General features: G+C 72.4%; 32 protein-coding genes. 12 read left to right on the top strand and 20 right to left on the bottom strand.

All coding sequences use genetic code 11. From position 1 onward, the window contains the following. The first annotated feature begins 107 nt into the window (after nucleotides 1-107). On the top strand, nucleotides 108-533 hold the full coding sequence (dtd, locus tag ACIRGB_RS16680) for a D-aminoacyl-tRNA deacylase (RefSeq protein ID WP_403864681.1): 426 nt from the start codon (nucleotides 108-110) through the stop codon (nucleotides 531-533). 32 nt (nucleotides 534-565) lie between these two features. Here dtd and ACIRGB_RS16685 read toward each other — a convergent pair whose 3' ends face one another. The 5 genes from ACIRGB_RS16685 to ACIRGB_RS16705 form a co-directional block, all read right to left on the bottom strand. Next, the gene (locus ACIRGB_RS16685) at nucleotides 566-1,531 is read right to left on the bottom strand and encodes a YgfZ/GcvT domain-containing protein (protein ID WP_403864684.1); all 966 of its coding nucleotides are present in this window, start codon (nucleotides 1,529-1,531) and stop codon (nucleotides 566-568) included. Nucleotides 1,532-1,563: 32 nt separating this feature from the next. Continuing rightward, entirely contained in the window at nucleotides 1,564-2,001 is a 438-nt protein-coding gene (locus ACIRGB_RS16690) for a transcriptional repressor (RefSeq protein WP_123625074.1), read from the bottom strand. Nucleotides 2,002-2,016: 15 nt separating this feature from the next. Then, nucleotides 2,017-2,592 carry an FABP family protein gene (locus ACIRGB_RS16695; protein ID WP_403864687.1) on the bottom strand — a complete coding sequence of 192 codons (576 nt, stop codon included), beginning with the start codon at nucleotides 2,590-2,592 and terminating at the stop codon, nucleotides 2,017-2,019. A 168-nt stretch (nucleotides 2,593-2,760) separates the two neighbouring features. Further along, nucleotides 2,761-2,973 (bottom strand): DUF397 domain-containing protein, encoded by a 213-nt coding sequence (locus ACIRGB_RS16700; RefSeq protein WP_403864689.1) that lies wholly within the window; start codon nucleotides 2,971-2,973, stop codon nucleotides 2,761-2,763. Continuing rightward, nucleotides 2,955-3,797 carry a helix-turn-helix domain-containing protein gene (locus tag ACIRGB_RS16705; RefSeq protein WP_403864692.1) on the bottom strand — a complete coding sequence of 281 codons (843 nt, stop codon included), beginning with the start codon at nucleotides 3,795-3,797 and terminating at the stop codon, nucleotides 2,955-2,957. The genes ACIRGB_RS16700 and ACIRGB_RS16705 overlap by 19 nt, the downstream gene beginning before the upstream one ends. Nucleotides 3,798-3,968: 171 nt before the next feature. Between ACIRGB_RS16705 and ACIRGB_RS16710 the strand changes: the two genes are divergently transcribed. Together ACIRGB_RS16710 and ACIRGB_RS16715 are read left to right on the top strand one after the other, a co-directional pair. After that, entirely contained in the window at nucleotides 3,969-4,358 is a 390-nt protein-coding gene (locus ACIRGB_RS16710) for a hypothetical protein (RefSeq protein ID WP_403864695.1), read from the top strand. After that, the gene (locus tag ACIRGB_RS16715) at nucleotides 4,358-4,564 is read left to right on the top strand and encodes a hypothetical protein (protein WP_403864698.1); all 207 of its coding nucleotides are present in this window, start codon (nucleotides 4,358-4,360) and stop codon (nucleotides 4,562-4,564) included. The genes ACIRGB_RS16710 and ACIRGB_RS16715 overlap by 1 nt, the downstream gene beginning before the upstream one ends. Nucleotides 4,565-4,568: 4 nt before the next feature. Here the strand turns inward: ACIRGB_RS16715 and ACIRGB_RS16720 are convergent, their stop codons facing one another. From ACIRGB_RS16720 to ACIRGB_RS16730, 3 genes are read right to left on the bottom strand one after another with little or no spacing between them, the layout of a single operon-like run. Further along, nucleotides 4,569-5,432, bottom strand: coding sequence for a hypothetical protein (locus ACIRGB_RS16720; protein WP_403864701.1), 864 nt, complete (start codon nucleotides 5,430-5,432; stop codon nucleotides 4,569-4,571). After that, a complete protein-coding gene (locus tag ACIRGB_RS16725; RefSeq protein WP_403864704.1) occupies nucleotides 5,429-6,181 on the bottom strand; it encodes a hypothetical protein in 753 nt (250 codons plus the stop codon). Before ACIRGB_RS16725 ends, ACIRGB_RS16720 begins: the two co-directional genes overlap by 4 nt. Next, nucleotides 6,178-6,915 carry a hypothetical protein gene (locus ACIRGB_RS16730; RefSeq protein WP_403864707.1) on the bottom strand — a complete coding sequence of 246 codons (738 nt, stop codon included), beginning with the start codon at nucleotides 6,913-6,915 and terminating at the stop codon, nucleotides 6,178-6,180. Before ACIRGB_RS16730 ends, ACIRGB_RS16725 begins: the two co-directional genes overlap by 4 nt. Nucleotides 6,916-7,052: 137 nt before the next feature. Here ACIRGB_RS16730 and ACIRGB_RS16735 point away from each other — a divergent pair, with 137 nt between their 5' ends. Beyond that, nucleotides 7,053-7,415 carry a DsrE family protein gene (locus ACIRGB_RS16735; RefSeq protein WP_052842954.1) on the top strand — a complete coding sequence of 121 codons (363 nt, stop codon included), beginning with the start codon at nucleotides 7,053-7,055 and terminating at the stop codon, nucleotides 7,413-7,415. On the opposite strand, the gene ACIRGB_RS16740 is transcribed toward ACIRGB_RS16735, so the two are convergent. Further along, nucleotides 7,409-7,969, bottom strand: coding sequence for a TetR/AcrR family transcriptional regulator (locus ACIRGB_RS16740; protein ID WP_403864710.1), 561 nt, complete (start codon nucleotides 7,967-7,969; stop codon nucleotides 7,409-7,411). The genes ACIRGB_RS16735 and ACIRGB_RS16740 overlap by 7 nt on opposite strands. Nucleotides 7,970-8,041: 72 nt before the next feature. Between ACIRGB_RS16740 and ACIRGB_RS16745 the strand changes: the two genes are divergently transcribed. After that, nucleotides 8,042-9,211, top strand: coding sequence for an FAD-dependent monooxygenase (locus tag ACIRGB_RS16745; RefSeq protein ID WP_403864713.1), 1,170 nt, complete (start codon nucleotides 8,042-8,044; stop codon nucleotides 9,209-9,211). A 105-nt stretch (nucleotides 9,212-9,316) separates the two neighbouring features. Here the strand turns inward: ACIRGB_RS16745 and ACIRGB_RS16750 are convergent, their stop codons facing one another. After that, nucleotides 9,317-10,111: an SDR family NAD(P)-dependent oxidoreductase gene (locus tag ACIRGB_RS16750; RefSeq protein ID WP_403864716.1), complete on the bottom strand. Its 795-nt coding sequence runs from the start codon at nucleotides 10,109-10,111 to the stop codon at nucleotides 9,317-9,319. A gap of 84 nt (nucleotides 10,112-10,195) precedes the next feature. Between ACIRGB_RS16750 and ACIRGB_RS16755 the strand changes: the two genes are divergently transcribed. Continuing rightward, nucleotides 10,196-10,846 carry a TetR family transcriptional regulator gene (locus tag ACIRGB_RS16755; RefSeq protein WP_403864719.1) on the top strand — a complete coding sequence of 217 codons (651 nt, stop codon included), beginning with the start codon at nucleotides 10,196-10,198 and terminating at the stop codon, nucleotides 10,844-10,846. Between the two features lie 101 nt (nucleotides 10,847-10,947). Here the strand turns inward: ACIRGB_RS16755 and ACIRGB_RS16760 are convergent, their stop codons facing one another. The 8 genes from ACIRGB_RS16760 to ACIRGB_RS16795 form a co-directional block, all read right to left on the bottom strand. Beyond that, nucleotides 10,948-11,205 (bottom strand): DUF3099 domain-containing protein, encoded by a 258-nt coding sequence (locus tag ACIRGB_RS16760; RefSeq protein WP_403864722.1) that lies wholly within the window; start codon nucleotides 11,203-11,205, stop codon nucleotides 10,948-10,950. 86 nt (nucleotides 11,206-11,291) lie between these two features. Continuing rightward, a complete protein-coding gene (locus ACIRGB_RS16765; protein ID WP_355172588.1) occupies nucleotides 11,292-11,579 on the bottom strand; it encodes a DUF1416 domain-containing protein in 288 nt (95 codons plus the stop codon). A 34-nt stretch (nucleotides 11,580-11,613) separates the two neighbouring features. Beyond that, on the bottom strand, nucleotides 11,614-12,459 hold the full coding sequence (locus ACIRGB_RS16770; protein WP_403864726.1) for a sulfurtransferase: 846 nt from the start codon (nucleotides 12,457-12,459) through the stop codon (nucleotides 11,614-11,616). 139 nt (nucleotides 12,460-12,598) lie between these two features. Next, nucleotides 12,599-12,679, bottom strand: coding sequence for a putative leader peptide (locus ACIRGB_RS16775; RefSeq protein WP_351007875.1), 81 nt, complete (start codon nucleotides 12,677-12,679; stop codon nucleotides 12,599-12,601). A gap of 211 nt (nucleotides 12,680-12,890) precedes the next feature. Then, the gene (locus ACIRGB_RS16780) at nucleotides 12,891-13,628 is read right to left on the bottom strand and encodes a DUF2993 domain-containing protein (protein WP_403864729.1); all 738 of its coding nucleotides are present in this window, start codon (nucleotides 13,626-13,628) and stop codon (nucleotides 12,891-12,893) included. Nucleotides 13,629-13,769: 141 nt separating this feature from the next. Then, nucleotides 13,770-14,981, bottom strand: coding sequence for a hypothetical protein (locus ACIRGB_RS16785; RefSeq protein WP_403864732.1), 1,212 nt, complete (start codon nucleotides 14,979-14,981; stop codon nucleotides 13,770-13,772). A gap of 3 nt (nucleotides 14,982-14,984) precedes the next feature. After that, complete coding sequence (locus tag ACIRGB_RS16790) at nucleotides 14,985-15,239, bottom strand: MoaD/ThiS family protein (RefSeq protein WP_030187984.1); 255 nt, start codon at nucleotides 15,237-15,239, stop codon at nucleotides 14,985-14,987. 36 nt (nucleotides 15,240-15,275) lie between these two features. Beyond that, nucleotides 15,276-16,136, bottom strand: coding sequence for an alpha/beta hydrolase (locus ACIRGB_RS16795; RefSeq protein ID WP_403864736.1), 861 nt, complete (start codon nucleotides 16,134-16,136; stop codon nucleotides 15,276-15,278). A gap of 266 nt (nucleotides 16,137-16,402) precedes the next feature. Here ACIRGB_RS16795 and ACIRGB_RS16800 point away from each other — a divergent pair, with 266 nt between their 5' ends. From ACIRGB_RS16800 to ACIRGB_RS16820, 5 genes are all read left to right on the top strand, one after another. Beyond that, complete coding sequence (locus ACIRGB_RS16800; RefSeq protein WP_403864739.1) at nucleotides 16,403-17,200, top strand: winged-helix domain-containing protein; 798 nt, start codon at nucleotides 16,403-16,405, stop codon at nucleotides 17,198-17,200. A gap of 42 nt (nucleotides 17,201-17,242) precedes the next feature. Continuing rightward, nucleotides 17,243-18,265 carry a LacI family DNA-binding transcriptional regulator gene (locus ACIRGB_RS16805; protein ID WP_403864742.1) on the top strand — a complete coding sequence of 341 codons (1,023 nt, stop codon included), beginning with the start codon at nucleotides 17,243-17,245 and terminating at the stop codon, nucleotides 18,263-18,265. 102 nt (nucleotides 18,266-18,367) lie between these two features. Further along, a complete protein-coding gene (locus ACIRGB_RS16810; RefSeq protein WP_403864745.1) occupies nucleotides 18,368-19,417 on the top strand; it encodes a S1C family serine protease in 1,050 nt (349 codons plus the stop codon). 77 nt (nucleotides 19,418-19,494) lie between these two features. Continuing rightward, nucleotides 19,495-20,229, top strand: coding sequence for a response regulator transcription factor (locus ACIRGB_RS16815; RefSeq protein ID WP_403864748.1), 735 nt, complete (start codon nucleotides 19,495-19,497; stop codon nucleotides 20,227-20,229). Then, on the top strand, nucleotides 20,226-21,671 hold the full coding sequence (locus ACIRGB_RS16820; RefSeq protein WP_403864751.1) for a sensor histidine kinase: 1,446 nt from the start codon (nucleotides 20,226-20,228) through the stop codon (nucleotides 21,669-21,671). The genes ACIRGB_RS16815 and ACIRGB_RS16820 overlap by 4 nt, the downstream gene beginning before the upstream one ends. Here the strand turns inward: ACIRGB_RS16820 and ACIRGB_RS16825 are convergent. Then, entirely contained in the window at nucleotides 21,646-22,047 is a 402-nt protein-coding gene (locus ACIRGB_RS16825) for a RidA family protein (RefSeq protein ID WP_403864754.1), read from the bottom strand. The two genes, ACIRGB_RS16820 and ACIRGB_RS16825, sit on opposite strands and share 26 nt — an antisense overlap. Nucleotides 22,048-22,148: 101 nt before the next feature. Here ACIRGB_RS16825 and ACIRGB_RS16830 point away from each other — a divergent pair, with 101 nt between their 5' ends. Next, nucleotides 22,149-22,532 carry a winged helix-turn-helix transcriptional regulator gene (locus tag ACIRGB_RS16830; protein ID WP_403864757.1) on the top strand — a complete coding sequence of 128 codons (384 nt, stop codon included), beginning with the start codon at nucleotides 22,149-22,151 and terminating at the stop codon, nucleotides 22,530-22,532. A gap of 30 nt (nucleotides 22,533-22,562) precedes the next feature. On the opposite strand, the gene ACIRGB_RS16835 is transcribed toward ACIRGB_RS16830, so the two are convergent. Beyond that, the gene (locus tag ACIRGB_RS16835) at nucleotides 22,563-24,383 is read right to left on the bottom strand and encodes a bifunctional metallophosphatase/5'-nucleotidase (protein ID WP_403864760.1); all 1,821 of its coding nucleotides are present in this window, start codon (nucleotides 24,381-24,383) and stop codon (nucleotides 22,563-22,565) included. Between the last annotated feature and the right edge of the window lie 196 nt (nucleotides 24,384-24,579).

Genomic DNA, 24,579 nt, shown 5'->3' on the forward strand with positions numbered 1-24,579 from the left:
TGCCCCCGATCGGCCCCGATCGGCCCCGGATGGGGGGTTCGCAGCGAAAAGAAACCCCCTACGGCCCCGCCCCCCGACCCCCTGGGGGCGCACGGCATCATGACGGGATGCGTGCAGTGGTGCAGAGGGTGGACGGCGCGAGCGTCGTCGTGGACGGCGAGACCGTGGGCGCGATCGACGGCGAGGGCCTGTGCGTCCTGGTCGGCGTCACCCACGACGACACCGGGGAGAAGGCGGCGCAGCTGGCCCGCAAGCTGTGGTCGCTGCGGGTCCTGCACGACGAGAAGTCGTGCAGCGACCTCGACGCCCCGCTGCTGGTGATCAGCCAGTTCACGCTGTACGGCGACGCCCGCAAGGGCCGCCGCCCCACCTGGAACGCCGCCGCGCCCGGCGACGTCGCCGAACCGCTGGTCGACGAGGTCGTCGCCCGGCTGCGCGCGCTGGGCGCGACCGTGGCGACGGGACGTTTCGGCGCGCGGATGCGGGTGTCGCTGACCAACGACGGCCCGTTCACCGTGCTCGTCGAGGTCTGAGGCGGGGTCTGAGGCCAGGTCTGAGACGGCCCCTACGGCTCGACGACGGTCTCCTGCGCGGCCGCCGTCTCCTCGGCCATCAGCCGGGCGTCCACCGGCACGTTCCGCTTCACCAGGGCGAGGGCGACCGGGCCCAGCTCGTGGTGGCGCGCGGACGTGGTGACGAACCCGACCTTCCGGCCGTCGGGCCCGTCGTCCGCGAGGCGGATCTCCGCCCCGTTCGGCGGCAGGTGGACCTCGCTGCCGTCCAGGTGCAGGAAGACCAGCCGGCGCGGCGGCTTGCCGAGGTTCTGCACCCGGGCGACGGTCTCCTGCCCGCGGTAGCAGCCCTTCTGGAGGTGCACGGCCGTACCGATCCAGCCCAGCTCGTGCGGGATGGTGCGGTGGTCGGTCTCGAAGCCGAGGCGGGGGCGGTGCTGCTCGACCCGCAGCGCCTCGTGGGCGAGGAGCCCGGCCGCGGGCCCGGCCTGGGCGGCGAACGCCTCCAGCTCCTCCCTCGGCAGGAAGAGATCACGCCCGTACGGCGTCTCGCGGACGGCCACGGAGTCGGGGGCCGGGGCGATCGACCCGGCCGGCAGGTGCACGACGGCGGTGTCGGCGGTGCGGTCGGCGACCTCGACCCGGTAGAAGAACTTCATCGACTCCAGGTAGGCGATGAGCGCCTCCTGGCTGCCGGGCTCGACGTGGGCCCAGACGGTCGTGCCGTCGTCGACGAGGTACAGGGCGTGTTCGATGTGGCCGTTCGCGGAGAGGATCAGCGCCTCGGTGGCCTGGCCGGCCGGCAGGTCGCTGACGTGCTGGGTGAGCAGCAGGTGCAGCCAGCTCAGCCGGTCCTCGCCCGTGACGGTGACGACACCGCGGTGGGAGAGGTCGACGAAGCCGGTGCCGTCGGCGAGGGCACGCTGCTCGCGGAACAGGTCGCCGTAGTGGGCGGCGACGCCTTCGTCCACCCCCTCGGCGGGAACGGCGCCGGGCAGGGACAGCAGGGGGCTCTTCATACGCCCCAGCCTACGACTCGCTTACGAGTCGCCTACGAGTCGGTAGTTGAACCCTTCAGGGAACAGCTCTCGCACCGGCCGAAGATCGCGAAGTGCTTCATGTCGGTGTCGAAGCCGAACTGCTCGCGCAGCTTGGCGGTGAAGTCGGCGGCCACCGACAGGTCGGCCTCGATCACGTTGGTGCAGTCCCGGCAGACCAGGTGGATGTGGTGGTGCCGGTCGGCCAGGTGGTAGGTGGGCGCACCGTGCCCGAGGTGGGCGTGGCTGACCAGCCCCAGCTCCTCCAGCAGCTCCAGCGTGCGGTACACGGTGGAGATGTTGACCCCCGACGCGGTCTTGCGCACCTCGCCGAGGATGTCGTCCGGGGTCGCATGCTCCAGCGTGTCGACGGCTTCGAGCACCAGCTGCCGCTGGGGGGTCAGCCGGTAGCCACGCTGCCTGAGGTCGCTCTTCCAGTCGGTGCTCACCACACCACGAGTCTAGGACTACTTGAAGAAAGCGATCCCGTCGTCCGGCATGTCGTCGGGCAGGGCCTTGGCCCAGCGCTCGACGTCCTCCGGGGTGACGACCTTCTTCAGGTGCGCCGACATGTAGGGGCGCAGCTCGACCTCGGGGGTCTGCTTCTCGCCGACCCACATCAGGTCGCTCTTGACGTAGCCGTACAGCCGCTTGCCGCCGGTGTAGGGACGGGACGCCGCGGTGCGGGCGACCGCGTCCGTGACCAGGTCGATCTGGGGCTTCTGGTCGGCCAGCTCGCCGTACCAGATCTCGATGACGCCGTCGTCGCGGGTCATCGTGACCTCGACCTTGCGGTGCGCGTCGATGCGCCAGAAGCCGTGCTCGGACTCCAGGGGACGGACCTTGTTGCCGTCGTTGTCCAGCACCCAGGTGTGCGACTGGTACTCCAGGAAGTCCCGGCCGTCGTGGGTGAAGGAGACTTCCTGGCCGAAGTTGCACTTCTCGGCGCCGGGGAAGTCGTGCACGCCCGCGCCGGCCCAGTCACCCAGCAGGAAGACGAGCGGGACAAGGTCCTTGTGCAGGTCGGACGGGATCTCGATCATGAGCGGTACTTCCTGGCGTCGGTGATCAGCGCTGGCCCTGGTACAGCTTCTTCACGGTCAGACCGGCGAAGGCGAGAACGCCGACGCAGACCAGGACCAGCAGGGCTTCGAAGAAGATCTCCACGGGGTGCTCCTTGAGCGGGGGGCATAAACAGGGCCGGCCTCAGCTTACGCGGCCCGCCCCGGCTCCTCTCGCCGGACTCCGTCCAGGAAGGCGCCCCACGCGGGCGCGGCGAAGAGGAGGGCTCCGCGGGCGGGGTCCTTGCTGTCCCGGACCGGGACGAGGGGGAGGCCGGGGGCGACCTCGACGCAGTCGCCGCCGCTCGTGTTGCTGTAGCTGCTCTTACGCCAAGAGACGGCGCTCAGATCGACGACTCGCATGGCGCTTCCTCCAACGTCCGCAGGATGAACTCGCGCGACTCGGCGGGCGACAGCGCCAAGTCACGCATCGCATCGTACCTACGTTGCAGCAGCTCAACTGAGGCGTTTTCCTCCACCAGTTCACCGCGCAGGTCGTTCTCCGTGTAGGCGACCACGCGGCCGTTCGGCAGCCGCAGGAATTTCACCGCGGTGTTCATGAGGCCGTGCGGGCCCGCACGGAACGGCAGCACCTGGAGGGTGATGCTCGGGCGCTCGGCCATCTCGGCCAAGTGGGCCAGTTGCTCTCGCCACGCCTCGACGTCGCGCAGCGACGTGCGCAGCACCGCCTCGGAGAGGATGACGCGAAACGGCGGTGGGGCCTCCCCGTCCAGCAGCTGCCGACGACCGAGGCGGGCCTCGACCTGCTGCTCCAGTTCAGGTCCCTTGAGCCAGCCCACGGCAAGCGCCTCGCGCGCGTACCCGGCGGTCTGGAGCAGACCCGGCGGCGCGCTCACCGCGTAGTGCCACAGGCTGATCGCCTCGGCCTCCAGGATCATGTACCGCCGATACTGCTCGCGGAACTGCGTGGGATCGGCCACCGCCAGCTCCCACAGCGTGAGCAGCATTCCGCCCGTGCCGTAGTACTGGTCCAGCGCCTCCACGATCTCCGGGCCGCCCAGCGTGTGGCCGTTCTCCATCTTTCCGAACTGGGACGCGTCCCAGCCCACCACCTCCGCGACGCCCCGCAGGGACACGCCCCGCCCCTGCCGGAGCAGCCGCAGCTCCTCCGCGAACCGCGCCCTCGGTTCCTGACTGCGACCCGTGATCGCCCTCCGCTGCGGCACCGCACCCCTCCCGGCTGTGGAATTTGTGGAATTTGGAGCGCCCGTTGTGGCACTAGCGGCCGTTCCGGGCTTGGCGACCCCCGGCATGGGACATGCTCGTATTGCCCACCGCTACGCAGAGTAGGGCAACTGTCGCATTCCGTACAGACGTTGACGTAAGGGAGCGGACCCGTGAGAACAGAACCGGCCACCTACGAGCCCGGCGCGGTGCTCTACGACACCGCCGCCGCCAGGGTCGGTGAGTACCGGGGCCGCAGCGGGGCGCGCCTGATGCTCCGGCCCCTCGGCGGCGGCCGGGAATGGGAGGCGGAACCGGCCGCACTGCGCCCGGCGACCGACCGCGAGCGCCTCGGGGCGAGCCTGCGCGCCGCGAACGACCGCACCCTCGCCACGCCCCCGGCCCCCGGCGGGTGGGAGCGGCCGCCCCTGCCGGTCCCCGGCTGCGACGCCTGCGCCTGGCTGGCCGACCGGCGGGAGGCCGCGCGGGCGGCGTTCGACCACAGCGCGGTGACGGACGCGAACGTCCTGCTGCGCCAGCACCAGCGCAAGGAGCACGAGTGATGACGTACGACGGCGGACTGCCCTACGAGGAGTGCAGGCGGGCGCAGCGGCTCGCGCCGCGACAGGAGCGGGCTCCCCTCTCCCCCGGCTTCGCGATGCCGCCGTTCCATCCGGGGCACCCGCCCCGGCCCGCGCCGAAGCACCAGGCCCGGCCCCGGCGGTGGCGCACCCGGCTGGAGGGTGCCACCGAGGCCCTAGTCCGTTGAGCGGTCACAGGAGCAGCCGGGTCTGAAGGGCCACGGTCTGCTGGAAGGGCACCTTCTCCGCCCCGCCCGCTCGACTGTGCAGCACCACCGCCAGAACGTCGCCGGCGCCGAGGTATGCCTCGCGGACCTGTTCATCGCCGTAGGGCTCGGTCTCGGCATAGACGGAGGTGAGCACGTCGTCGGACTCGGCAGCCTCCGGGAACTCCTCGTCGGGCCCCACCGTTTCCGTGTCTCGCACGGCGTAGGCCGGACTGTCGTAGGGCGCCAGCTGCATGGTGATCAGATCGTCCACCGCGGCCGCCGTGCCGAACTGGAGCAGGTAGATCCGCGTGTGCGTCCCGTCGGCGGCGGTCCAGCCGCGGGCGGCGATGTGCCGCAGCCCCGCGTCGACGATCTGTAGCCGCAGCGCGTCACGGTCGGCCTCCTCCCGGTACTCCGCGAGGAAGGCCTCCGTCCGCAGCCAACCGTCGTCGCCGCGCAGCCCCCGGTCCGCCGTCGCCCCCTCGGGCACCGGCAGGAGCAGGTCCCGCAGATCGGCGTAGTGGGCACCGGCCGCGTTCTTCTCGTCGAACGGCCCCGGGCTGCCGGACGGCAGCGGCGCCGCGGTGAGCGTCGGGTAGGACCAGCGCCCGTCCGACGCGGTCGCGAGCCCGGGCACGTCCGTCCGGTCCATCCGCGTGACGCCGTACGCCGTGGCCGACCCGACCGCCGCGAAGACGACGACGGCCGCGGTCCAGCGCAGCACGGCACGCAGGGCCCGGCGGTCCCGGCCCGGCGAGGTCGGGGCGCCGGGCGGCGGGGCATCCGGCAGGGGCGGCAGCGCGGGCACCGGCGGGACGGGTGCCGACGGGGTGATCTGCTCGGTCACACGGACTCCCCGGGTTCGATGATCCGGTCCAACTGGTCCTTGAACAGCGCGGCGGCGGCCTCGGCGTCGATCGGCCACAGTCCCTCGGCGGTCGCGTTGACGGTGATGTTCGCCACGGAGGCCGAGCAGTACACCGAGTCGAGACCCTCGTCGTCGCCCGCGTCGGAGGGCGTCCGGAAACACTCCGCGTCCTTGTAGCCCTCGATCTCGGGTCCGGCACGGAAGACGTCCAGGGTCTTCATGAACTCGCTCCGGCCCTCCGTCACGGCACGCGCGGCGGCCGGGTCCTTCATCCGGGCCAGAGTGATGCTCATGGTGGCGGCGACGCCGTTGATGTGCTCATCCACGTTGAAGGCGTAGCTGCGCATCGCCATCTCCTCGATGGGCCTGCGGTCGATCTCCTTCTCCAGCTGCTTGCGCTCGGACCGAGGCAGTCCGGCCAGCGACTCCTTGAGCAGCGCGGCCGTCCGAGCGCCGTTCAGCACGGCGTCCGAACCGAACTCCCCCAGGTCGGGGCCGCGCGTCCACTCGTCGGGCCCGTACGGCACGAGGGCCGAGGCCAAACCGCCCGGTTCGGCCGCCGCCGGATGGTCCCGGGTGGGTTCGGGACGCGCCCAGGAAGGGGTGCCCGGCTCCCGATCGGCGTCCGCGACGGCCACGGCGGTGTACGCGACGGCACCGACGACGGCACCGGCCAGCAGGAGTGACCCGGTGACGGCCGCGATCCGTCCGGTGCGGTTCTCGTTCACAGCCGCTCCATCTGCCGCTCGGCCAGACTCGTGATCATCTTCTTCTCGATCCGCTTGGCTCCGCTCACCCAGATCTCCATGGCGATGTCACCCCGCCGGGCGTGCGCTTCCGCCTGGTAGGGAAACGGCGCGGACTCGAGGCCGGGGACGGGCCGGTCGTAGACATACACCCGCCCGTCGCCCGTGCCCGGGATCCCCCCGTCGTCGACGCCTCCCTCGCCCGCGTGGTACTGGCCGGTCGCACTGGCTCCGCCTGCGCCGAGGACCTCCTCCTGTCGGTACTGGATCAGCCGGATCTCCACGGAGTACGCGCCGTCGACCTCCCAGCCGGTGACGGCGGCCCGGCGGAACTCGCTGTGCAGCAAGTGCTCGTACTCACGCGACGGGTCCCCGAACGTCCCGGCGTAGCCCGCCAGGTCCAGCCGGCCGTCGGAGGCTTCCAGCCAGTCGACCTCCTCCGCCCCGCTCGGCTTCTTCAGCAACAGGTCGCGCAGGTCACCCTCGGTGCGCACCTGGCGGTCCTGGTCGACGGACAGCGGCTTCGGCGCCTTCCCCGTACCGCGCGCGAGCGCGGCCTGCGACAGCGGCGGCAGCTTCGTCGGTTCCCGGTCCGCCTGCACGAGGTAGCCGGTGCAGGTGCCGGCGACCAACCCCAGCACGGTGGCGGTGCAGATAAGCGCGGCGGTGCGCCCGCGCCGACGCGGCCGTGACCGCGGCGCGGTCTCCTCGGCCACCGGTGAACCACCCTCGGGTTCCGGTTCGTCTTCCAAGTCGTCCCCCCACAGAACGTATGACGCATTCGATCAAGCGTGCGCACAGGAGACCCACAGCCCTGCCCCTGGGTTGTGGCGGCGTTGATTACGATTCGGCCATGGCGAAGAAGCTCGTGATCAAGGTGACGGCGGGGGCGGACGCGCCCGAGCGGTGTTCTCAGGCGTTCACGGTGGCGGCGGTGGCCGTGGCCAGTGGGGTGGACGTGTCGCTGTGGCTGACCGGTGAGTCCGCGTGGTTCGCGGTGCCGGGGCGCGCGGCCGAGTTCGAGCTGCCGCACGCCGCGCCGCTGCCCGACCTGCTCGACTCGCTCCTGGCGGGCGGCCGGGTGACGCTGTGCACCCAGTGCGCGGCCCGCCGCGACCTCACCGAGAAGGACGTCATCGAGGGCGTACGGATCGCGGGCGCGCAGGTGTTCGTGCAGGAGGCGCTGGGCGAGGACACCCAGGCCCTCGTCTACTGACGCAGGGCGGCGGCCACGAGCCCTTCGAGGGCCTCGCGCGGCACCTCGCCCCCGCAGACCAGCCGGTCGAAGACCAGCCCGTCGACGCAGGACAGCAGCGTGTGGGTGCGGTTCTCGACGTCCGTCATGCCGTGCCCGGCGAGGAAGGACCGAACGGCCTCGCGGCCGGCGTTCTCGCGGGGGACGAGGATCTCCCGCAGTTCCGGGGCGCGCACGCTCTCGACGGCGCAGGCGTAGCGGGCGAGCGAGCGGCGGCGCCCCTCGCCGGTGAGCCGCCGGCGGACGAGCAGCGTCAAGCCGTCCACCAGGTCCCCGGCCGTGCGCAGGGGCGCGAGCCGCTCGGCCGTCGTGTGCAGTTCCGCCTGGTCGAGTTGGACCAGGCGGGTGACGAGCCCGGTGAGCAGCGCGGCCCGCGTGCGGAAGTACGCCGACGTGGTGCCGGACGGCAGGCCCGCCCGGCGGTCCACCGCGCGGTGGGTCAGGCCGCGGGCCCCCTCGTCGGCGAGTACGTCGAGAGCCGCGTCCGCGAGGAGGGTGCGCCGATCCGTAGCCATGGCTCCATTTTCTACACCTGTAGCGCTTCGGATACAGTCATTCTTCTACAGGTGTAGAAGAGGGGGCTCGGCATGGGCAGCACAGCGGTGATCGTCGGCGGGGGCATCGGCGGACTGGCCGCCGCGATCGGCCTGCGCCGCATCGGCTGGGAGGTGACGGTCGTCGAGCGCGCGCCCGTGCTCGACGACGCGGGGGCGGGCATCTCGCTGGCCGCCAACGGCCTGCGGGCACTGGACGAACTCGGAGTGGGCCGGGCGGTGCGGGAGGCGTCGCGGGGCCAGTACAGGGGCGGCACCCGTACGCCGGGGGGCGGTTGGCTGGCCCGGATGGACGGCGCGGCGCTGGAGAAGGCGGTCGGCACGCCCATCACGGGCATCCCCCGCGCCACTTTGCACCGGCTGCTGCGTGCGGCCCTGCCCGCCGAGACGCTGCTGATCGGTTCCGAGGCCCGCCCGCTCCAGGGGGCCGGGCCCGGGGCGGTTCGCGTCGGCTGCGGCGACCTGGTGCTGGACGCCGACCTGGTGGTGGCGGCCGACGGCATCGGCAGCACGTTCCGCCGCCGTCTGTTCCCCGCTCATCCCGGTCCGGTCCACAGCGGCTCGGCGGTGCTGCGCGCCATCACCGAGCAGGCGGTCGAGCTGCGCACCGACTTCGAGCTGACCTGGGGTCACGGCGCCGAGTTCGGGCACATCGCCTTCCTCGACGGGCGGGCCGAGTGGCACGCGGTCCTCACCCTTCCCGCGGGGACGCGGTTCTCCGACCCCCTGGCCGAACTGCGGCGACGCTTCCAGGACTGGCACGACCCGATCCCCGCCCTGCTCGACGCGACCCGGACCGACGCCGTGCTCCACCACGACGTGTACGAACTGCGCACGCCCCTGCCCTCGTACACGGCCGGCCGGATCGCGCTGCTCGGGGACGCGGCGCACGCGATGACCCCGAACCTGGGGCAGGGCGCCTGCCAGGCGCTGGAGGACGCGGTCGTGCTGGCCGCCGCGCTCGCCGCCGAGCCCTCGGTGGACGCCGCGCTCGCCCGGTACGACGCCGAGCGGCGGCCGCGCAGTCAGGCCGTCGCGCGCGCCGCCCGGCAGGCCGGACGGATGGGCCAGCAGCTCGCCCGCCCCGTGCCCGTCGCCCTGCGCAACACGGCCATGCGGCTGACCCCGTCCCGCGCCGCCGTGCGCATGATCCTCCGGCACCACGACTGGGCCCCGCCCCGCCTGAGCCGAGCCGACCGGTGACCCCGGTCCGCGCCGGCGCTCACCGCCCCATGACATACGCCTGACGATCACGTTCTTGCCGGTCAGGTCGTGCATGGTGCTGTCCTCTCCGGCATGCGGGCGGCCTCAGAAGTGGGTGCCGCCGTCGATCCGGATCTCCGTGCCCGTGATGAACCGGCCGTCCTCGCTGCCCAGCATCGCGACGACCGACGCCACCGTCTCCGGACCGGCGAAGCCCCGGCCGAGGGCGGGCGACAGCTTCGCGTAGAGGCTCATGTCGGCGTCCGCGGGCAGTCCGGGACCGGCGCTCTGCCCGCTGGCCCCGCTGCCGTCCGTCATGCCGGAGGAGATGGACCCGGGCTGGACGGCGGTGAAGCGGATGCCGCGCCCGGCGTACTCACTGGCCAGGGCGTGGGTCATGGACTGGATGCCGCCCTTGCTCGCCGCGTAGGCCGCCATGTACGGGTGGGCGAACGCCGCGGAGGTCGAGCTGAAGTTGACCACCGCCGCGTCCCTGCCCTCCAGCAGCGCCGGGATCGCCTCGCGGATCACCAGGAACGTGCCGACGAGGTTCACCGTGAGGACCCGGGTGAAGTCCGCGAGGCCGGTCTCCGCGGTGTGCGAGGAGCGCAGGATGCCGGCCGCGTTGACCAGGACGTCCAGGCCGCCCAGCGCCTCCGTGGCCGCCCGGACGCCCTCGCGCACCGAGGTCTCGTCGGCGATGTCGACGACGCGGGTGGTCAGCCGGTCCGCGTGGGCCGCCGCCTTCGCCGCGGTGTCCTTCAGGCCCGCCTCGCTGATGTCCGCGGCCACGACGGTGCCGCCTTCCGCGAGGAGACGCAGCACGGTGGCCTGGCCTATGCCCGAGCCGCCGCCGGTGACCAGGACACGGCGGTCTTCGTAACGGTGCACGTAGTTCATGAGCGTCACCGTACGCCTAGGTGACACGTTTTGCCATCACGTCACGGCATGCCGCCGGGTGGTGGCAGGCCGTACGCTTCTGGGGTGAGCACCGAGCCACCGCCCCCGACGCTGACCGAACGCCGCAAGGCCGCCACCCAGCTCGACATCGCGCACGCAGCGGCAGAGCTCTTCGCCACCCGGGGCCCCGAGGCCACGACGGCGGAGGAGATCGCCCGGCGGGCGGGGGTCGCGCTGCGGACCTTCTACCGGTACTTCCGCTCCAAGCAGGACGCCGTCGGACCGCTGCTCACCGTCGGCGGCGACCGGTGGCGCGCGCTGCTGGCCGAGGCACGGCCGGGTGCCGCGCTCGGTCCGGTCCTGCGCGGCGCGGTCGAACAGGCGCTGGCGACGCCGGACCCGCAGGCCGTCGAGGCGCTCCTGCGCACACGCGGTCTGCTGCGCGCCGCCGCTGACGATCCCGCGCTGCGCGCCGTCTGGTACCGGGTGAACCAGGAGTCGGAGGAGCTGCTCGTCCCGGTGATCGCCCGGCTGGCGGACGGCCGCCGGGACCCGCTGGAGGTGCGCCTGGTCGCCGCCGCGGCCACCGACGCCATCCGGATCGCCCTGGAGACGTGGTCCGGCACCGAGGCGGCGACCGAGGGGCCGGGCTCCCCCGCCGACCTCGCGGTGCGCTGCCTGCGCCGCCTCCTGGGCGGCATGGACACACCGGAGGACGAGGGCGACGCCCTCTAGCCGGCGCCCGGGACTAGGGGGTGTCGTTTGGATCTTGCCGGGGTCGCGGGGTGGAACAAGGCACCCGTCGCCCGGAGCCGGCCTGATCCAAACGACACCCCCTAGGGGCGCTTCTTGCCGTCCAGTTCGTCCCACCACTCGTCGGACTGGGCGTCGCCCGACGGGTCGTCCCACCAGCGGTCCTCGGGCCCGCGCCGGTTGGCGATCATCGCGGCCACCGGGGGGATGAGCATCGCGAACACGCACAGGCCCACGGCCGCCGGGACGGACCACAGGCGCACGACTCCCCAGGCCAGGACGAAGAGCACGACGCAGGTCCCCATCAGGGCGAAGTAGACGTGCCGGCGCCGCGCGTACATACCTCCAGCGTAGGCCGGGCACGCCGAAGGGGCCGCACCCCAGGCGTCCAACCCGGTGGGTGCGGCCCCTTCGGCCGTCGCTGCCGTCAGACGGCGATCGCGACCTCCGCCAGGCCGCCCTGCTGGGCGACGACGGTGCGGTCGGCGGTGCCGCCCGGGACGAGCGCGCGTACGGTCCAGGTGCCCTCGGCCGCGTAGAAGCGGAACTGGCCCGTCGCGGAGGTCGGGACCTCCGCCGTGAACTCGCCGGTGGAGTCCAGCAGACGGACGTAGCCCGTCACCGGCTCGCCGCCGCGGGTCACCTGACCCTGGATGGTGGTCTCACCGGGCTTGATCGTCGAGGCGTCCGGGCCGCCGGCCTTCGCTCCGCACATGTCGTTACTCCTGAGGGGTTGAGAAGGGGCGGGCTTACTTGTTGGCGCCGAGCTCGATCGGCACGCCGACGAGGGAGCCGTACTCGGTCCAGGAGCCGTCGTAGTTCTTGACGTTCTCCACGCCCAGCAGCTCGTGCAGGACGAACCAGGTCAGGGCCGAGCGCTCGCCGATGCGGCAGTAGGCGATGGTGTCCTTCGCCAGGTCGACCTGCTCGTCGGTGTAGAGCTGCTTCAGCTCCTCGTCCGACTTGAAGGTGCCGTCGTCGTTGGCGTTCTTCGACCACGGGATGTTGCGGGCGGACGGGACGTGGCCCGGGCGCTGCGACTGCTCCTGCGGGAGGTGGGCCGGGGCGAGCAGCTTGCCGGAGAACTCGTCGGGCGAGCGGACGTCGACCAGGTTCTGCGCGCCGATCGCCTTGACCACGTCGTCGCGGAAGGCGCGGATCGCGGTGTTCTGCGGCTTGGCCTTGTAGTCGGTGGTGGCGCGCTGGGGCACCTCGTCGCCGGGCACCAGCTCGCGGGCGTCCAGCTCCCACTTCTTGCGGCCGCCGTCGAGGAGCTTGACGTTCTCGTGGCCGTAGAGCTTGAAGTACCAGTAGGCGTACGACGCGAACCAGTTGTTGTTGCCGCCGTAGAGGACCACCAGCGTGTCGTTGGCGATGCCCTTGGCCGACAGGAGCTTCTCGAAGCCCTCCTGGTCGACGAAGTCGCGGCGGACCGGGTCCTGGAGGTCCTGGGTCCAGTCGATCCGGATCGCGTTCTTGATGTGGTTCTTCTCGTAGGCGGACGTGTCCTCGTCCACCTCGACGATCGCGATGGACGGGTCGTCCAGGTGGTCCTGAAGCCAGTCGGCGTCGACCAGGACGTCGCTGCGGCTCATGTTTTCTCCTCCGGGGCAGTTGGCGGCGGGGCGTGCGGTGAGAGGGGTGCGCGCTCGGGCCGTGCGGCGGCGCGCGGGTGCCCGGGGCAGGCCGGGGCGAGGGATGAGGGGGACACGGACGGCGACGTCGCCGCCCACCTCAGAAGGTGCGACAGAGCATGGCGGCAACGCGGCACAGGTCCACTGCCCGCCGCTTCGTGAGATCCGCCTGTCGCTGCATAGGAGCGATCGTAGGGATTGAGGGCGGGCCATGTCACCGACGTGTCGCATGGTGAGACACGATCGTCCGCACTATGGGATGGGGAGCCCCGTCGCTCGGGCGTCGGAGGCCGCGGGAGCCGGGGCGGGTGTCTCCGCATCTGCGGTACGGACGGCGGCGTCTCGCCTGTCGGACAACGGCTGTCCGGTCCCGTGGGGGGACGCCCCTCGTCCTACCCGGCCAGCTTGACGTTCGAACCCTTCACCGTGATCTCGACGCCGTCCTTCGCCGCCTCGACCTTGTCCAGCTCGATGCCGCCGGGCAGCTCGTCGATGGTCTGCTGGAAGTCGGTGATGGCCCGGATCCGGGACTCGGCGAGCTGCCTGCCGCCTATCCTCGGCAGGCCGTCGGCGACGACCTCCACGTCGTCGTCCTTGACCTTGACCGAGCTGAGCACCTCGACCGGCTCGGGCACCTCGACACCGAGGACCGTGGCCTCCAGCGACACCTTGATCTTCCCGTTGCCGCCGTCGGAGAGGCCGACGACCTTGGCGTCGATACCGGGCGCGATCCGGGTGGGCTCGGACTTGGTGGCCTTCATCAGCTCGTCGTAGCCGACGGTCGCCGTGCCGGTGGCGGTGGCCGCGGTGGCGGAGCTGTAGTCGCCGGAGAACTCGACGCCCTTCATGTGGGCGCGCAGATGGGCGATGCGGATCTTCTCGTTCGCGTTGCCGGTGGACGCCTCGTAGTCGTCGATGCCGATCTCCACGTCGTCCAGCTCACCGCCGGCGACCTGGGTGAGGAAGGGGAAACCGTTGATGGACACGTCCGGCGTCGAGGCCAGGTTCTCGGTGCTGCGCACCTGGTCCGCCGCCTCGTCCTCGGCGAAGTTGACGGCGACACGGTCGGCGATCACGAAGAGGCCGCCCAGGATCACGACGACGATCAACAGTATTCGCAGTGCGCGCATGCGGTGTTTCCCCAACCCTGGACGCTCGGCGGTGGCGGACCCGACGACCGGCGGCCGTCCAGCGCGAGCGTAACGCGGCCCCCGGGCACCCCCCGGTTTTTGTCGAACAGCTGTGACAGGGGGTGCCGTACCGGCGGCGACTCAGGCCAGGGCCCGGCCCAGGAGGTACACGGCCGGGGCGGCCGCCGCGAGCGGCAGGGCCACGCCCGCCGTGAAGTGGACGAAGCGGGAGGGGTAGTCGTAGGCCGCCACCCGCAGGCCGATCAGCGCACAGACCGCCGCGCCCGCGCCGAGCAGCGCCCCCGACGCCCCGAAGTCCGTCACCGAGCCGGCCGCGATCCCCGCCCCGGCCGCCGCGAGCAGCGCGACGACCACGGACGCCGGGGTCGGCAGCGGCAGCGCACGGGCCACGGCGGCCACGGCCACCGCGATCCCGCCGACCGTCACCGCGTCCGCGTCGGCGGCGAGGTACCCGCCCGCGACGACGGCCAGGGCCGCCGCGGCGATGGTCGCCATCAGGCCGTACATCCGCTCGTCGGGGTCGGCGTGCGAGCGCAGTTGCAGGACGAGGGAGAGCAGCACCCACACCCCGAGTGTGCCGAGGATCGCCGCCGGGGAGCGGTCCGACACCAGCAGCGCCGCGTCGGCGGCGAGCGCGCCCGCGAAGCCCAGCGCGATGCCCTGCCGGGCGGGCCACATGCCGTTCAGCCGGAACCAGCCCGCCGCGGTGACCGCCTGGAGGGCGACGAGCGGGACGAGCAGGGCGTAGGTGCCGAGCGCCGCCGCGCCGGACAGCAGCAGCCCGAGCAGCGCGGTGAGAGCGGCCGGCTGCATGCCCGGGTCGATGATCGGCGAACGCCCCTCGGCGCGGGCCCGCTGCGCGTCCGTGATCCGCGTGTTCCCGGCGACGGTCGCGGGACCGTAGCCCGGATCGTCGGAGGGGGAGGCGGAGGAGGGCGCGGGGGCGGGAGCGGGGGCGGGAGCGGGGGGCTCGTACGGCTGAGGCTGGGGCTGGGGCGCGTACGGCTGCGGCGGGGACTGGTACGGCTGCGGCTGCGGCTGTCCGTACCCCTGGGACGGGTACGGCTGCGGCTGCGGCTGGGCGTGCGGCGGCAGGTACGCCGTCTCCTCCGCGGAGACCGGCGGCTGCACTTGCGTCTCCCAGGTCTGCCCCTGCCACTGCTGCGTGTACTGGGCGGCGTTCGGGTCCGGCTGCTCCCCGTAGCCCTGGTACGACGGGTACGGCTGCTGCCCGGGCCACGCCTGGGCGTCGTACCCCTCGTACTGCTGATTCGGGTCGTACTGCTGTTGCGGGTCGTACTGCCGGTACGGCTGCTGCGGCTGGTCGGTCATCGCTCACCCTCCTGCGAACGGCGGGAGCACCTCGACCGTGCCGCCCTCGGCCAGCCGTACCGTCTCATGCCCGCGGGTGCCCACGGGGTCGCCGTCGACGAGGAACGAGCAGCGCAGCAGCACGCGCGTGAGTTCGCCGGGGTGGCGCTCGCGGACCGCGCCGAGCGCGTCGGCCAGCGTCACCGCGTCGTACGGCTCCTCGGCCACCCCCGCCGCGGCCTTCGCGGCGGCCCAGTAGCGCACCGTGACCTTTGCCATCTCGATCCTTCGTCGTCGGCGATGAACAACGTCAGGCTAGCCCGCCCGGGCCACCGCCCAGTCGCCGATGCGGTCGAGCAGGTCCTCGCCGGAGGCGTTCTCGGCGTGGCCCATGCCGGGCTCCAGCCAGAGTTCGCCGTGGTCACCGGCGGCCTCGGCCAGCATCCGGGGGTGGTCGAGGGGAAAGTAGCCGTCCCGGTCGCCGTGCACGACGAGCAGCGGCCTCGGCGCGATCCGGGGCACCGCCTCCACCGGCGACAGCGGCACCGGGTCCCAGTCGCGGTGGTGGATGCGGGTGCGCAGGCCGTAGCGGCCCACCAGGCGCCCGGTGGGGCGCATCACCAGCCAGTGCAGCCGGCGCATGGGTGCCGTGCCCCGGTAGTACCAGCGGGCGGGGGAGCTGACCGACACGACGGCGTCCGTGCCCGCCGCGGCGTCGTCGGCGTACAGCGCGGCGTGCCGCAGGACCACCGAGCCGCCCATGGAGAAGCCGACGGTCACCACCCGGGGGTGCCCGAAGCCGCGCGCCCAGGCGACCGCCGCCGCCAGGTCGAGCACTTCGCGGTCCCCCACGGTGGACCGTCCGCCGGACGCGCCGTGGCCCCGGAACGAGAACGTGACCACGGCGCCGTGCCGCGCGAACGCCCCCGCGATCCGCCGTACGTGCGGCCGGTCGGCGTCGCCGGTGAACCCGTGCGCGACGACGAACACCAGGTCAGAGGGGTCGCGCCCGGCCGGTCCCGGCTCGTACACGGCGTCGATGGGGACCCCGTCGGCCGTCCGGAGGACGGTGCGCGCGGGCGTGCGGCGCGGCGCCCCCCGCGGCGTCTCGGAATGCGGACGATTTGCTGGACCACGGGTGGAACGCGCCACATGACCCGGCGGTCGGTTGCTCATGTCGGCTATTCTGCTGGGCAGAGGACTCGGGCAACGTAGCCCCCGGGTCCTTTTGTGCTTCCGGGAGCGATGCCGGGCGGTCGTCGGACGGTCGCCTGGCCTTCACCTCCCGGACGCGCCGCGGGCCCCACGGGCACGGGACCCGCACCCGCACGACCTGTACGAAGCAGTGCCGTAAACGTCCTCGCAGGGACCCAGGAGGAACCAGACGTTATGGGCGAGCGAACCGGGCACGACCACGAACCGTCCCAGGCAGGTGGGGCGCGATGAGTTCTCTGCTGCTCCTGACCAACGCCCTCCAGCCGTCGACGGAGGTGCTCCCCGCTCTCGGCCTGCTGCTGCACAACGTGCGGGTCGCCCCCGCCGAGGGCCCCGCCCTCGTCGACACCCCGGGCGCCGACGTGATCCTCGTCGACGGCCGCCGCGATCTCCCCCAGATCCGCAGCCTGTGCCAGTTGCTGCGGTCCACGGGCCTCAGCTGTCCGCTGGTGCTCATCGTCACCGAGGGCGGTCTCGCCGCCGTCACCGCCGACTGGGGCATCGACGACGTCCTGCTCGACACCGCCGGTCCGGCGGAGGTCGAGGCGCGGCTGCGGCTGGCCACGGGCCGCCAGCAGCTCGGCGGCGACGACTCCCCGATGGAGATCCGCAACGGCGACCTGTCGGTGGACGAGGCGACGTACTCCGCGAAGCTCAAGGGCCGGGTCCTGGACCTGACCTTCAAGGAGTTCGAGCTGCTGAAGTACCTCGCCCAGCACCCCGGCCGGGTGTTCACCCGCGCACAGCTGCTCCAGGAGGTGTGGGGGTACGACTACTTCGGCGGCACCCGCACGGTCGACGTGCACGTGCGGCGGCTGCGCGCCAAGCTCGGCCCCGAGCACGAGTCGCTGATCGGCACCGTCCGCAACGTGGGCTACCGCTTCGTGACGCCGGAGAAGCCCGAGAAGGGCGAGAAGCCGGAGGGGGCGGAGGACGCGGAGCCGAAGAACGCCGAGGCGGAGAGCGCCGAGGACCGGGCCGACACGCCGGCGAAGGCGGCGGACGCGAGGTCATCCAAGGTCTGATACGCCCTGCCCGGAGCGGGTCCATCCGCGTAGACTCCGCGCGTGGCCAAGGTGACTCGGGATGATGTGGCGCGACTGGCGGGGACTTCCACCGCCGTCGTCAGCTACGTCATCAACAACGGACCCCGGCCGGTCGCCCCGGCCACGCGCGAGCGTGTCCTCGCCGCGATCAAGGAACTGGGGTACCGCCCGGACCGGGTCGCCCAGGCCATGGCGTCGCGGCGCACGGACCTCATAGGTCTGATCGTGCCGGACGCGCGCCAGCCGTTCTTCGCGGAGATGGCGCACGCGGTCGAGTGGGCCGCCGCCGAGCGCGGCAAGATGGTGCTCGTCGGCAACAGCGACTACGTCGGCGAGCGCGAGGTGCACTACCTGCGGGCCTTCCTCGGCATGCGGGTCTCCGGCCTGATCCTGGTCAGCCACGCGCTGAACGACAACGCCGCCGCCGAGATCGACGCCTGGGACGCCCGGGTGGTCCTGCTGCACGAGCGCCCCGAGGCCATCGACGACGTCGCCGTCGTCACCGACGACCTCGGCGGCGCCCAGCTCGCCGTACGGCACCTGCTGGAGCACGGGTACGCGTACGTCGCCTGCATGGGCGGCACCGCCGAGACGCCGTCCGTCGGCGACCCGGTCTCCGACCACGTCGAGGGCTGGAAGCGCGCGATGAAGGAGGCCGGGCTCTCCACCGAGGGCCGGCTCTTCGAGGCGCCGTACAACCGCTACGACGCGTACCGCGTGGGTCTGGAGCTGCTCTCCGGGCCGCAGCGCCCGCCCGCGATCTTCTGCTCCACCGACGACCAGGCGATCGGCCTGCTGCGCGCGGCCCGCGAGCTGCGCATCGACGTCCCCGGCGAGCTGGCGGTGGCCGGGTTCGACGACATCAAGGAAGCCGACCTGGCGGACCCGCCGCTGACGACGGTCGCCTCGGACCGGTCGGCGATGGCGCGGGAGGCGGTGGACCTGGTCCTGGACGACGGCCTGCGGGTGGCGGGTTCCCGCCGCGAGCGGCTGAAGGTGTTCCCGTCCCAGCTGGTGGTACGGCAGTCCTGCGGCTGCGCGTAGCGATCAGCCGACGGGCGTCTTTATATCGGGCATACGAGGTTCTGCCGGGCTTCTCAGGCAGCACTCAGGCCGCTCTCATCCGGGGGCGGGAGGCTCATGGACATGACCGAGAGCCTCCGCCCCAACGGCGAGTACGAGCACGCGAACCCGTACCAGGGACCCCACCAGCACGCCTCCTCTCCCGTCAACCCGGAGTGGCCGCCCCCGCCGGCGCAGCCGCCCGGGAACCACGCCACGCAGCCCCTGCCCGGCCCGCAGCCCGAGCCGCCGCACGGCGGGCGCCCGGCCCGGCGGCGCGGTCCCGCCGCCCTGCTGGTGGCCGTGGCGATCGTCGCGGCGGCCGTCGGCGGCGGCACGGCGTACGGCATCCAGGAGCTGGCCGGCGGCGACACCGTCGCTGCCGGTTCGACCAGCACCAACGTGGTGCCCTCCAGCCAGAAGGGCACGGTCTCCGGCGTCGCCAAGGCGGTCAGCCCGAGCATCGTCGAGATCAACGCCACCTCGAACGCCGGGTCCTCCACCGGCTCCGGCGTGATCATCACCGACGACGGCGAGATCATCACCAACAACCACGTCGTGTCCGGCGCCTCCTCCGTCAAGGTGACGACCAACGACGGCAAGCAGTACACCGCCGAGGTGGTCGGCACCGACAGCAAGAAGGACCTCGCGCTGATCAAGCTGAAGGACGCCGCCGGCCTCAAGGCCGCCACCCTCGGCGACTCCGACGGCGTCGGGGTCGGCGACCAGGTCGTCGCCATCGGCTCCCCCGAGGGCCTGACCGGCACCGTGACCAGCGGCATCGTCTCCGCCCTCGACCGGGACGTGACCGTCTCGACGGACGAGGGCCGGCAGGAACAGCAGCAGCGGCAGGGCGGCCAGTGGCCGTTCGAGTTCGGCGGGCAGCAGTTCAACGGCGACACCGGCTCGTCCACGACGACGTACAAGGCGATCCAGACCGACGCGTCCCTCAACCCGGGCAACTCCGGCGGCGCGCTGATCGACATGAACGGCAACATCATCGGCATCAACTCCGCGATGTACTCGGCGACCGAGTCCTCCGCGAGCGCGGGCAGCGTGGGCCTGGGCTTCGCCATCCCGGTCAACACGGTGAAGGCCGACCTGCCCGGGCTGCGGGCGGGCGCGAGCAACTGAGCGGGCGCGCAGACGTGCGACGCTGAAAGCGTTGACACCCCGTACCCGTACCCGACCGCACCCGAGGACCCGAGCCCATGAGCCCCGCAGACGCCGACCGCGAGATCCAGCGCATCCTGATCGTCGACGACGAGCCCGCGGTCCGCGAAGCCCTCCAGCGCAGCCTCGCCTTCGAGGGGTACGACACCGAGGTCGCCGTCGACGGCGCCGACGCGCTGGAGAAGGCCGCGGCGTACCGGCCCGACCTCGTCGTCCTGGACATCCAGATGCCCCGCATGGACGGCCTGACCGCCGCCCGCCGCATCCGCGGCGCGGGCGACCTGACGCCGATCCTGATGCTGACGGCCCGCGACACGGTCGGCGACCGGGTCACCGGCCTGGACGCGGGGGCGGACGACTACCTGGTCAAGCCGTTCGAGCTGGACGAGCTGTTCGCCCGCATCCGCGCGCTGCTGCGCCGCAGCTCCTACGCGGCGGCGGTGGAGGCCACCGCCGAGGACGACGACACCCTGAGCTTCGCCGACCTGACCATGGACCTGGCGACCCGGGAGGTCAGCCGCGCCGGACGCCCGGTCGAGCTGACCCGCACGGAGTTCACCCTGCTGGAGATGTTCATGGCGCACCCGCGCCAGGTCCTCACCCGGGAGCAGATCCTGAAGGCCGTCTGGGGCTTCGACTTCGAGCCGTCGTCGAACTCCCTCGACGTGTACGTCATGTACCTGCGCCGCAAGACGGAGGCGGGCGGCGAGCCCCGCCTGGTCCACACCGTCCGCGGCGTCGGCTACGTCCTGCGGCAGGGCGGCGCGGAGTGAGAGGCGTCGCCCACCGGGTCCGGTCCCTGCCCATCAGGGCGCGGCTGTCGCTGCTGGTGGCGGCGGCGGTGGCGTTCGCGGTGGCGGCGGCGGCGGTCGCCTGCTGGTTCGTCGTCAAGAGCGTGCTGGTCAGCTCGCTGGACGAGGCCCTGAAGGCCAACCGCATGACCAGGGAGCAGGTGAGCCAGTACGTCAACCTGCGCACCGGCGCCTGCGCCCACGACCCCGTCACGCACGAGCAGAACCCCTTCGGCTCGTCCGTACAGCTGGTGGACGGCACGGGAGGGAGCTGTCTCATCATCGGCACCCGCGAGGTGCCGCTCGGCGACGCCGACCACGCCGTGGCCGAGGGCGCCTCCACCGACGCGTTGCACGACGCCACGGGGGCCGACGGTGCCCAGTACCGGGTCTACACCTACAGCGTGCTGCCCGAGCTGGGTGTGGCCGTATCCGCCGCGCGACCGCTGGGCGAGGTGAACAGCTCCCTCAACGACCTCGCCCTGGTGCTCGCGATCGTCGCGGGCGCGGGTGTCCTGGGCGCCGGCGCCGCCGGGCTGTGGGTGGCGCGCACCGGGCTGCGTCCGGTCGACGAACTCACCGAGGCCGTCGAGCACGTGGCCCGCACCGAGGACCTCACCGTCCGCATCCCCGTCGCGGACGACAGTGACGACGAGATCGCCCGCCTCTCCCGGTCCTTCAACAGCATGACCTCGTCCCTGGCCAGCTCCCGCGACCTCCAGCAGCAGCTCATCGCCGACGCCGGCCACGAACTGCGCACCCCGCTCACCTCCCTGCGCACCAACATCGAGCTGCTCACCCGCAGCGAGGAGACGGGCCGCCCGCTCCCGGAGGCCGACCGCAAGGCGCTGCTCGCCTCGGTGAAGGCGCAGATGACGGAGCTGGCGGCGCTCATCGGCGACCTCCAGGAGCTCTCCCGCCCCGACACCGGCCAGCACGAGGGCCGCACCCGCATCCTCGCCTGGCACGACGTCGTCGAGTCGGCGCTGCGCCGCGCCCGCCTGCGCGGCCCCGAGCTGGCGATCGACGCGGACGTGCGCCCCTGGTACGTCCGGGCGGAACCCGCCGCGCTGGAACGCGCGGTGGTCAACATCCTGGACAACGCGGTGAAGTTCAGCCCGGAGGGCGGCACCATCGACGTACGCCTCGCCGACGGCGTCCTGACCGTCCGCGACCACGGCCCCGGCATCGCCGCCGACGAACTCCCGCACGTCTTCGACCGCTTCTGGCGCTCCCCGAGCGCCCGCGCCCTGCCCGGCTCGGGCCTGGGCCTGTCCATCGTGGCGCGGACGGTGCAGCAGGCGGGCGGCGAGGTGACCCTGCGACCGGCGGACGGCGGCGGTACGACCGCCACGATCCGGCTGCCCGGGGCGCCGGTGCCGCCGCCGGAGGGAGACGTCACGCAGGCAGCCCCGTATCGATGACGAAGCTGATCTCGACCAGCTGACCGGGCAGGGTCAGCTCGGTCACGCCGAGGACCGTGGCGGCCGGGCGGTGCTCCCCGAAGTACGCCAGGTTGCCCCGCGCCGCCGCGGCGGCGTGGTGCCGCAGGTCCACCACGTACAGGGTCTGCGACACGATCTGGTTGCGGGTGGCTCCGTAGTGGGCCAGGACCCGGTCCATGTTGGCGTGGGTGCGCCGGAGCTGGGCGGCGAAGTCGCCCCCGTCCGGGAACTCGCCCGCCGCGTCGAACGCGAGCTGCCCGGAGACACGGACCAGCGCGCCCGACCTGATCGCCTGGGAGTAGCCGAAGTCGTCCTCGGCCGGCACGTCGAAGCGGAAGACATCGTGGGTGGTCATGGTGCTCGCCCTTCCGGTCCACTCTCTTGCAGTTACTCGGGAACTGTAGGAGAGTGGCGGCTGACCTGGAAGAACGCACTTTTCGGTGACTGAGGAACCTCATGGTGACCAAGCAACTGCTCAACGACCTGCCCGAGGACGCGGACCTGCGGCGCGCGGACTCCCTGGCGCGGGAGATCTTCTCGGACGTCGCCAACAAGTGGGCGCTGCTGATCATCGAGGCGCTCGGCGAGCGCACCCTGCGCTTCAGCGAAGTGCGGGGCGAGGTCGAGGGCATCAGCCACAAGATGCTCACCCAGAACCTGCGCATGCTGGAACGCAACGGCCTGGTCGACCGGACGGTGTACCCGACCGTGCCGCCGCGGGTCGAGTACACCCTCACCGAACCGGGCCGCGCCCTGCGCGCCACGGTCGACGCCATCTGCGACTGGACCCACCGGCACCTCGGCCACATCGAGGGCGCCCGCCGGAGTTTCGACGGCTGACGGGCGCCCTCAGGGACTCGCTGGCGCCGCCTACTGGACGACCGTGATCCGGTCCGCCGCCGGCGGAGCGATCGGGTCGGCCGCCGAGGAGTGGGCCGTCAGGTACTGCTCGAACGCCGTCAGGTCGTCCGCGCCGACGAGTTCGTTCGTGCCCTGCCCCAGCGTGGTGAAGCCGTCGCCGCCGCCCGCGAGGAAGCTGTTGGACGCGACGCGGTAGGTGGCGTTCCGGTCGACGGGCGCGCCGTTCAGGCGGACGGAGTCCGCGACGACGCGGTCCGCGCCCGACTTGGTCAGGTCCAGGGTGTAGGTGAGCCCGGAGGAGACCTGGAGGATCTTCGGGGCCGCCTCGTTCGGGCCGCTCACCTGCTCCTTGAGGACCTGGATCAGCTGGGCGCCGGTGTAGTCCTTGAGGTTCACCGTGTTGGCGAAGGGCTGGACCGTGAAGCCCTCGGCGTAGGTGACGACGCCGTCGCCCTCGGCGCCGGAGGCCGCGTAGGTCAGCGGGGCGCGGATGCCGCCCGGGTTCATCAGGGCCAGGTCGGTCTCCGGGTCCCGCTGCTTGCCGTACGCGAACTGCGCGTCGGCGATCAGGTCGCCCAGCGGGGACTCGGTGCCGGTGCGGTCGATGTCGGCGGAGACGTAGCCGATGGGGCGGCTGCCGATCGGGGCGGCCAGGGTGTTCCACGCGCCGATCAGCCGGGTCATGTCGGGCGCCTTCGGGACGTCCCGCGTCACCACGTGGTTCGCCGACTTCACCGACGTACGGGCGATGTCACCCGTGCGGCGGTCGTACGTGAGCGTGGTGTCCGTGTAGAGGCGGCCGAAGGACGAGGCCGAGGTGACCATGCGGGGGTTGCCCGCCGGGTCGGGGACCGTGCAGACGTACGCGTTGTGGGTGTGGCCGGTGACCAGCGCGTCGACCTGCGGGGTGACGTTCTTGGCGATGTCGACGATCGGTCCGGAGATGCCGTCGCCCGCGCCCGGGGAGTCGCAGTCGTAGTTGTAGGAGGACGAGGCGGGGAAGCCGCCCTCGTGGACGAGCGCGACGATCGACTTCACGCCCTGGCGCTGCAACTCCTTGGCGTACTTGTTGATCGTCTCGACCTCGTCCTTGAACGTCAGGCCCTTCACGCCCTCCGCCGAGACGATGTCCGGGGTGCCCTCCAGGGTCACGCCGATGAAACCGACCTTGACGCCCCGCTGCTTCCACACCCAGTAGGGCTTGAGGATCGGCTTCCTCGTCTTCTCGTCCAGGACGTTGGCCGCCAGGTAGGGGAAGTCGGCGCCCTCGAACTCCTTGTCCGTGTAGCAGCCCTCGGTGGGGTGGCAGCCGCCGTTCTGGAGGCGGGCCAGTTCCCTCGCGCCCTCGTCGAACTCGTGGTTGCCGACGCTCGTCACGTCCAGGTCGAGCTTGTTCAGCGCCTCGATCGTCGGCTCGTCGTGGAAGAGACCGGAGAGCAGGGGGGAGGCGCCGACCATGTCGCCGCCCGCGGCGGTGATGGAGTAGCGGTTGCCCTTGCGGGCCTCGCGCAGGTGGGTGGCCAGGTACTCCACACCGCCCGCGTCGATCGTCTTCGTGGTGCCGTCCGGCTGGACCTCGGTGACCCGGCCGGAGGAACCGGTGGGCGGCTCCAGGTTGCCGTGCAGGTCGTTGAAGGAGAGGAGCTGGACGTCCTGGTAGCGGCCCTGGCCGTGGCCGCCGTGGCCGCGGTCGTTCCCGCCCGCGCTCGCCGAGGCCGGCAGCGCCGCCGCGGCGAGCGCCCCGGCGGTGACGACGGTGGCGGCGGCGACGAGCAGACGGCTCGTACGCCGTCGGCGACGCGGCTGGTGCGGCTGTGCTGTGGCTGGCATGCGCCCCCCCTGTGGGTGTGCGTGGCGCGAGCCGCTGAGGAGACGGCTCGTCGGCGCAGCAGCCTAGGGTCAACGCGCGTAGCGCGACAGGGGCTTCCGGGTTACAGCCTGGTTTAACTTCACCCCCTCCCACGCCCTCTGCGGCACCCTCGTCCGCGGCTGCGTCCGCTGCCGCCGCTTTGCCGTGACCGCCCCT

The organism is Streptomyces sp. NPDC102490, from assembly GCF_044765285.1.
Classification (GTDB): Bacteria; Actinomycetota; Actinomycetes; order Streptomycetales; family Streptomycetaceae; genus Streptomyces.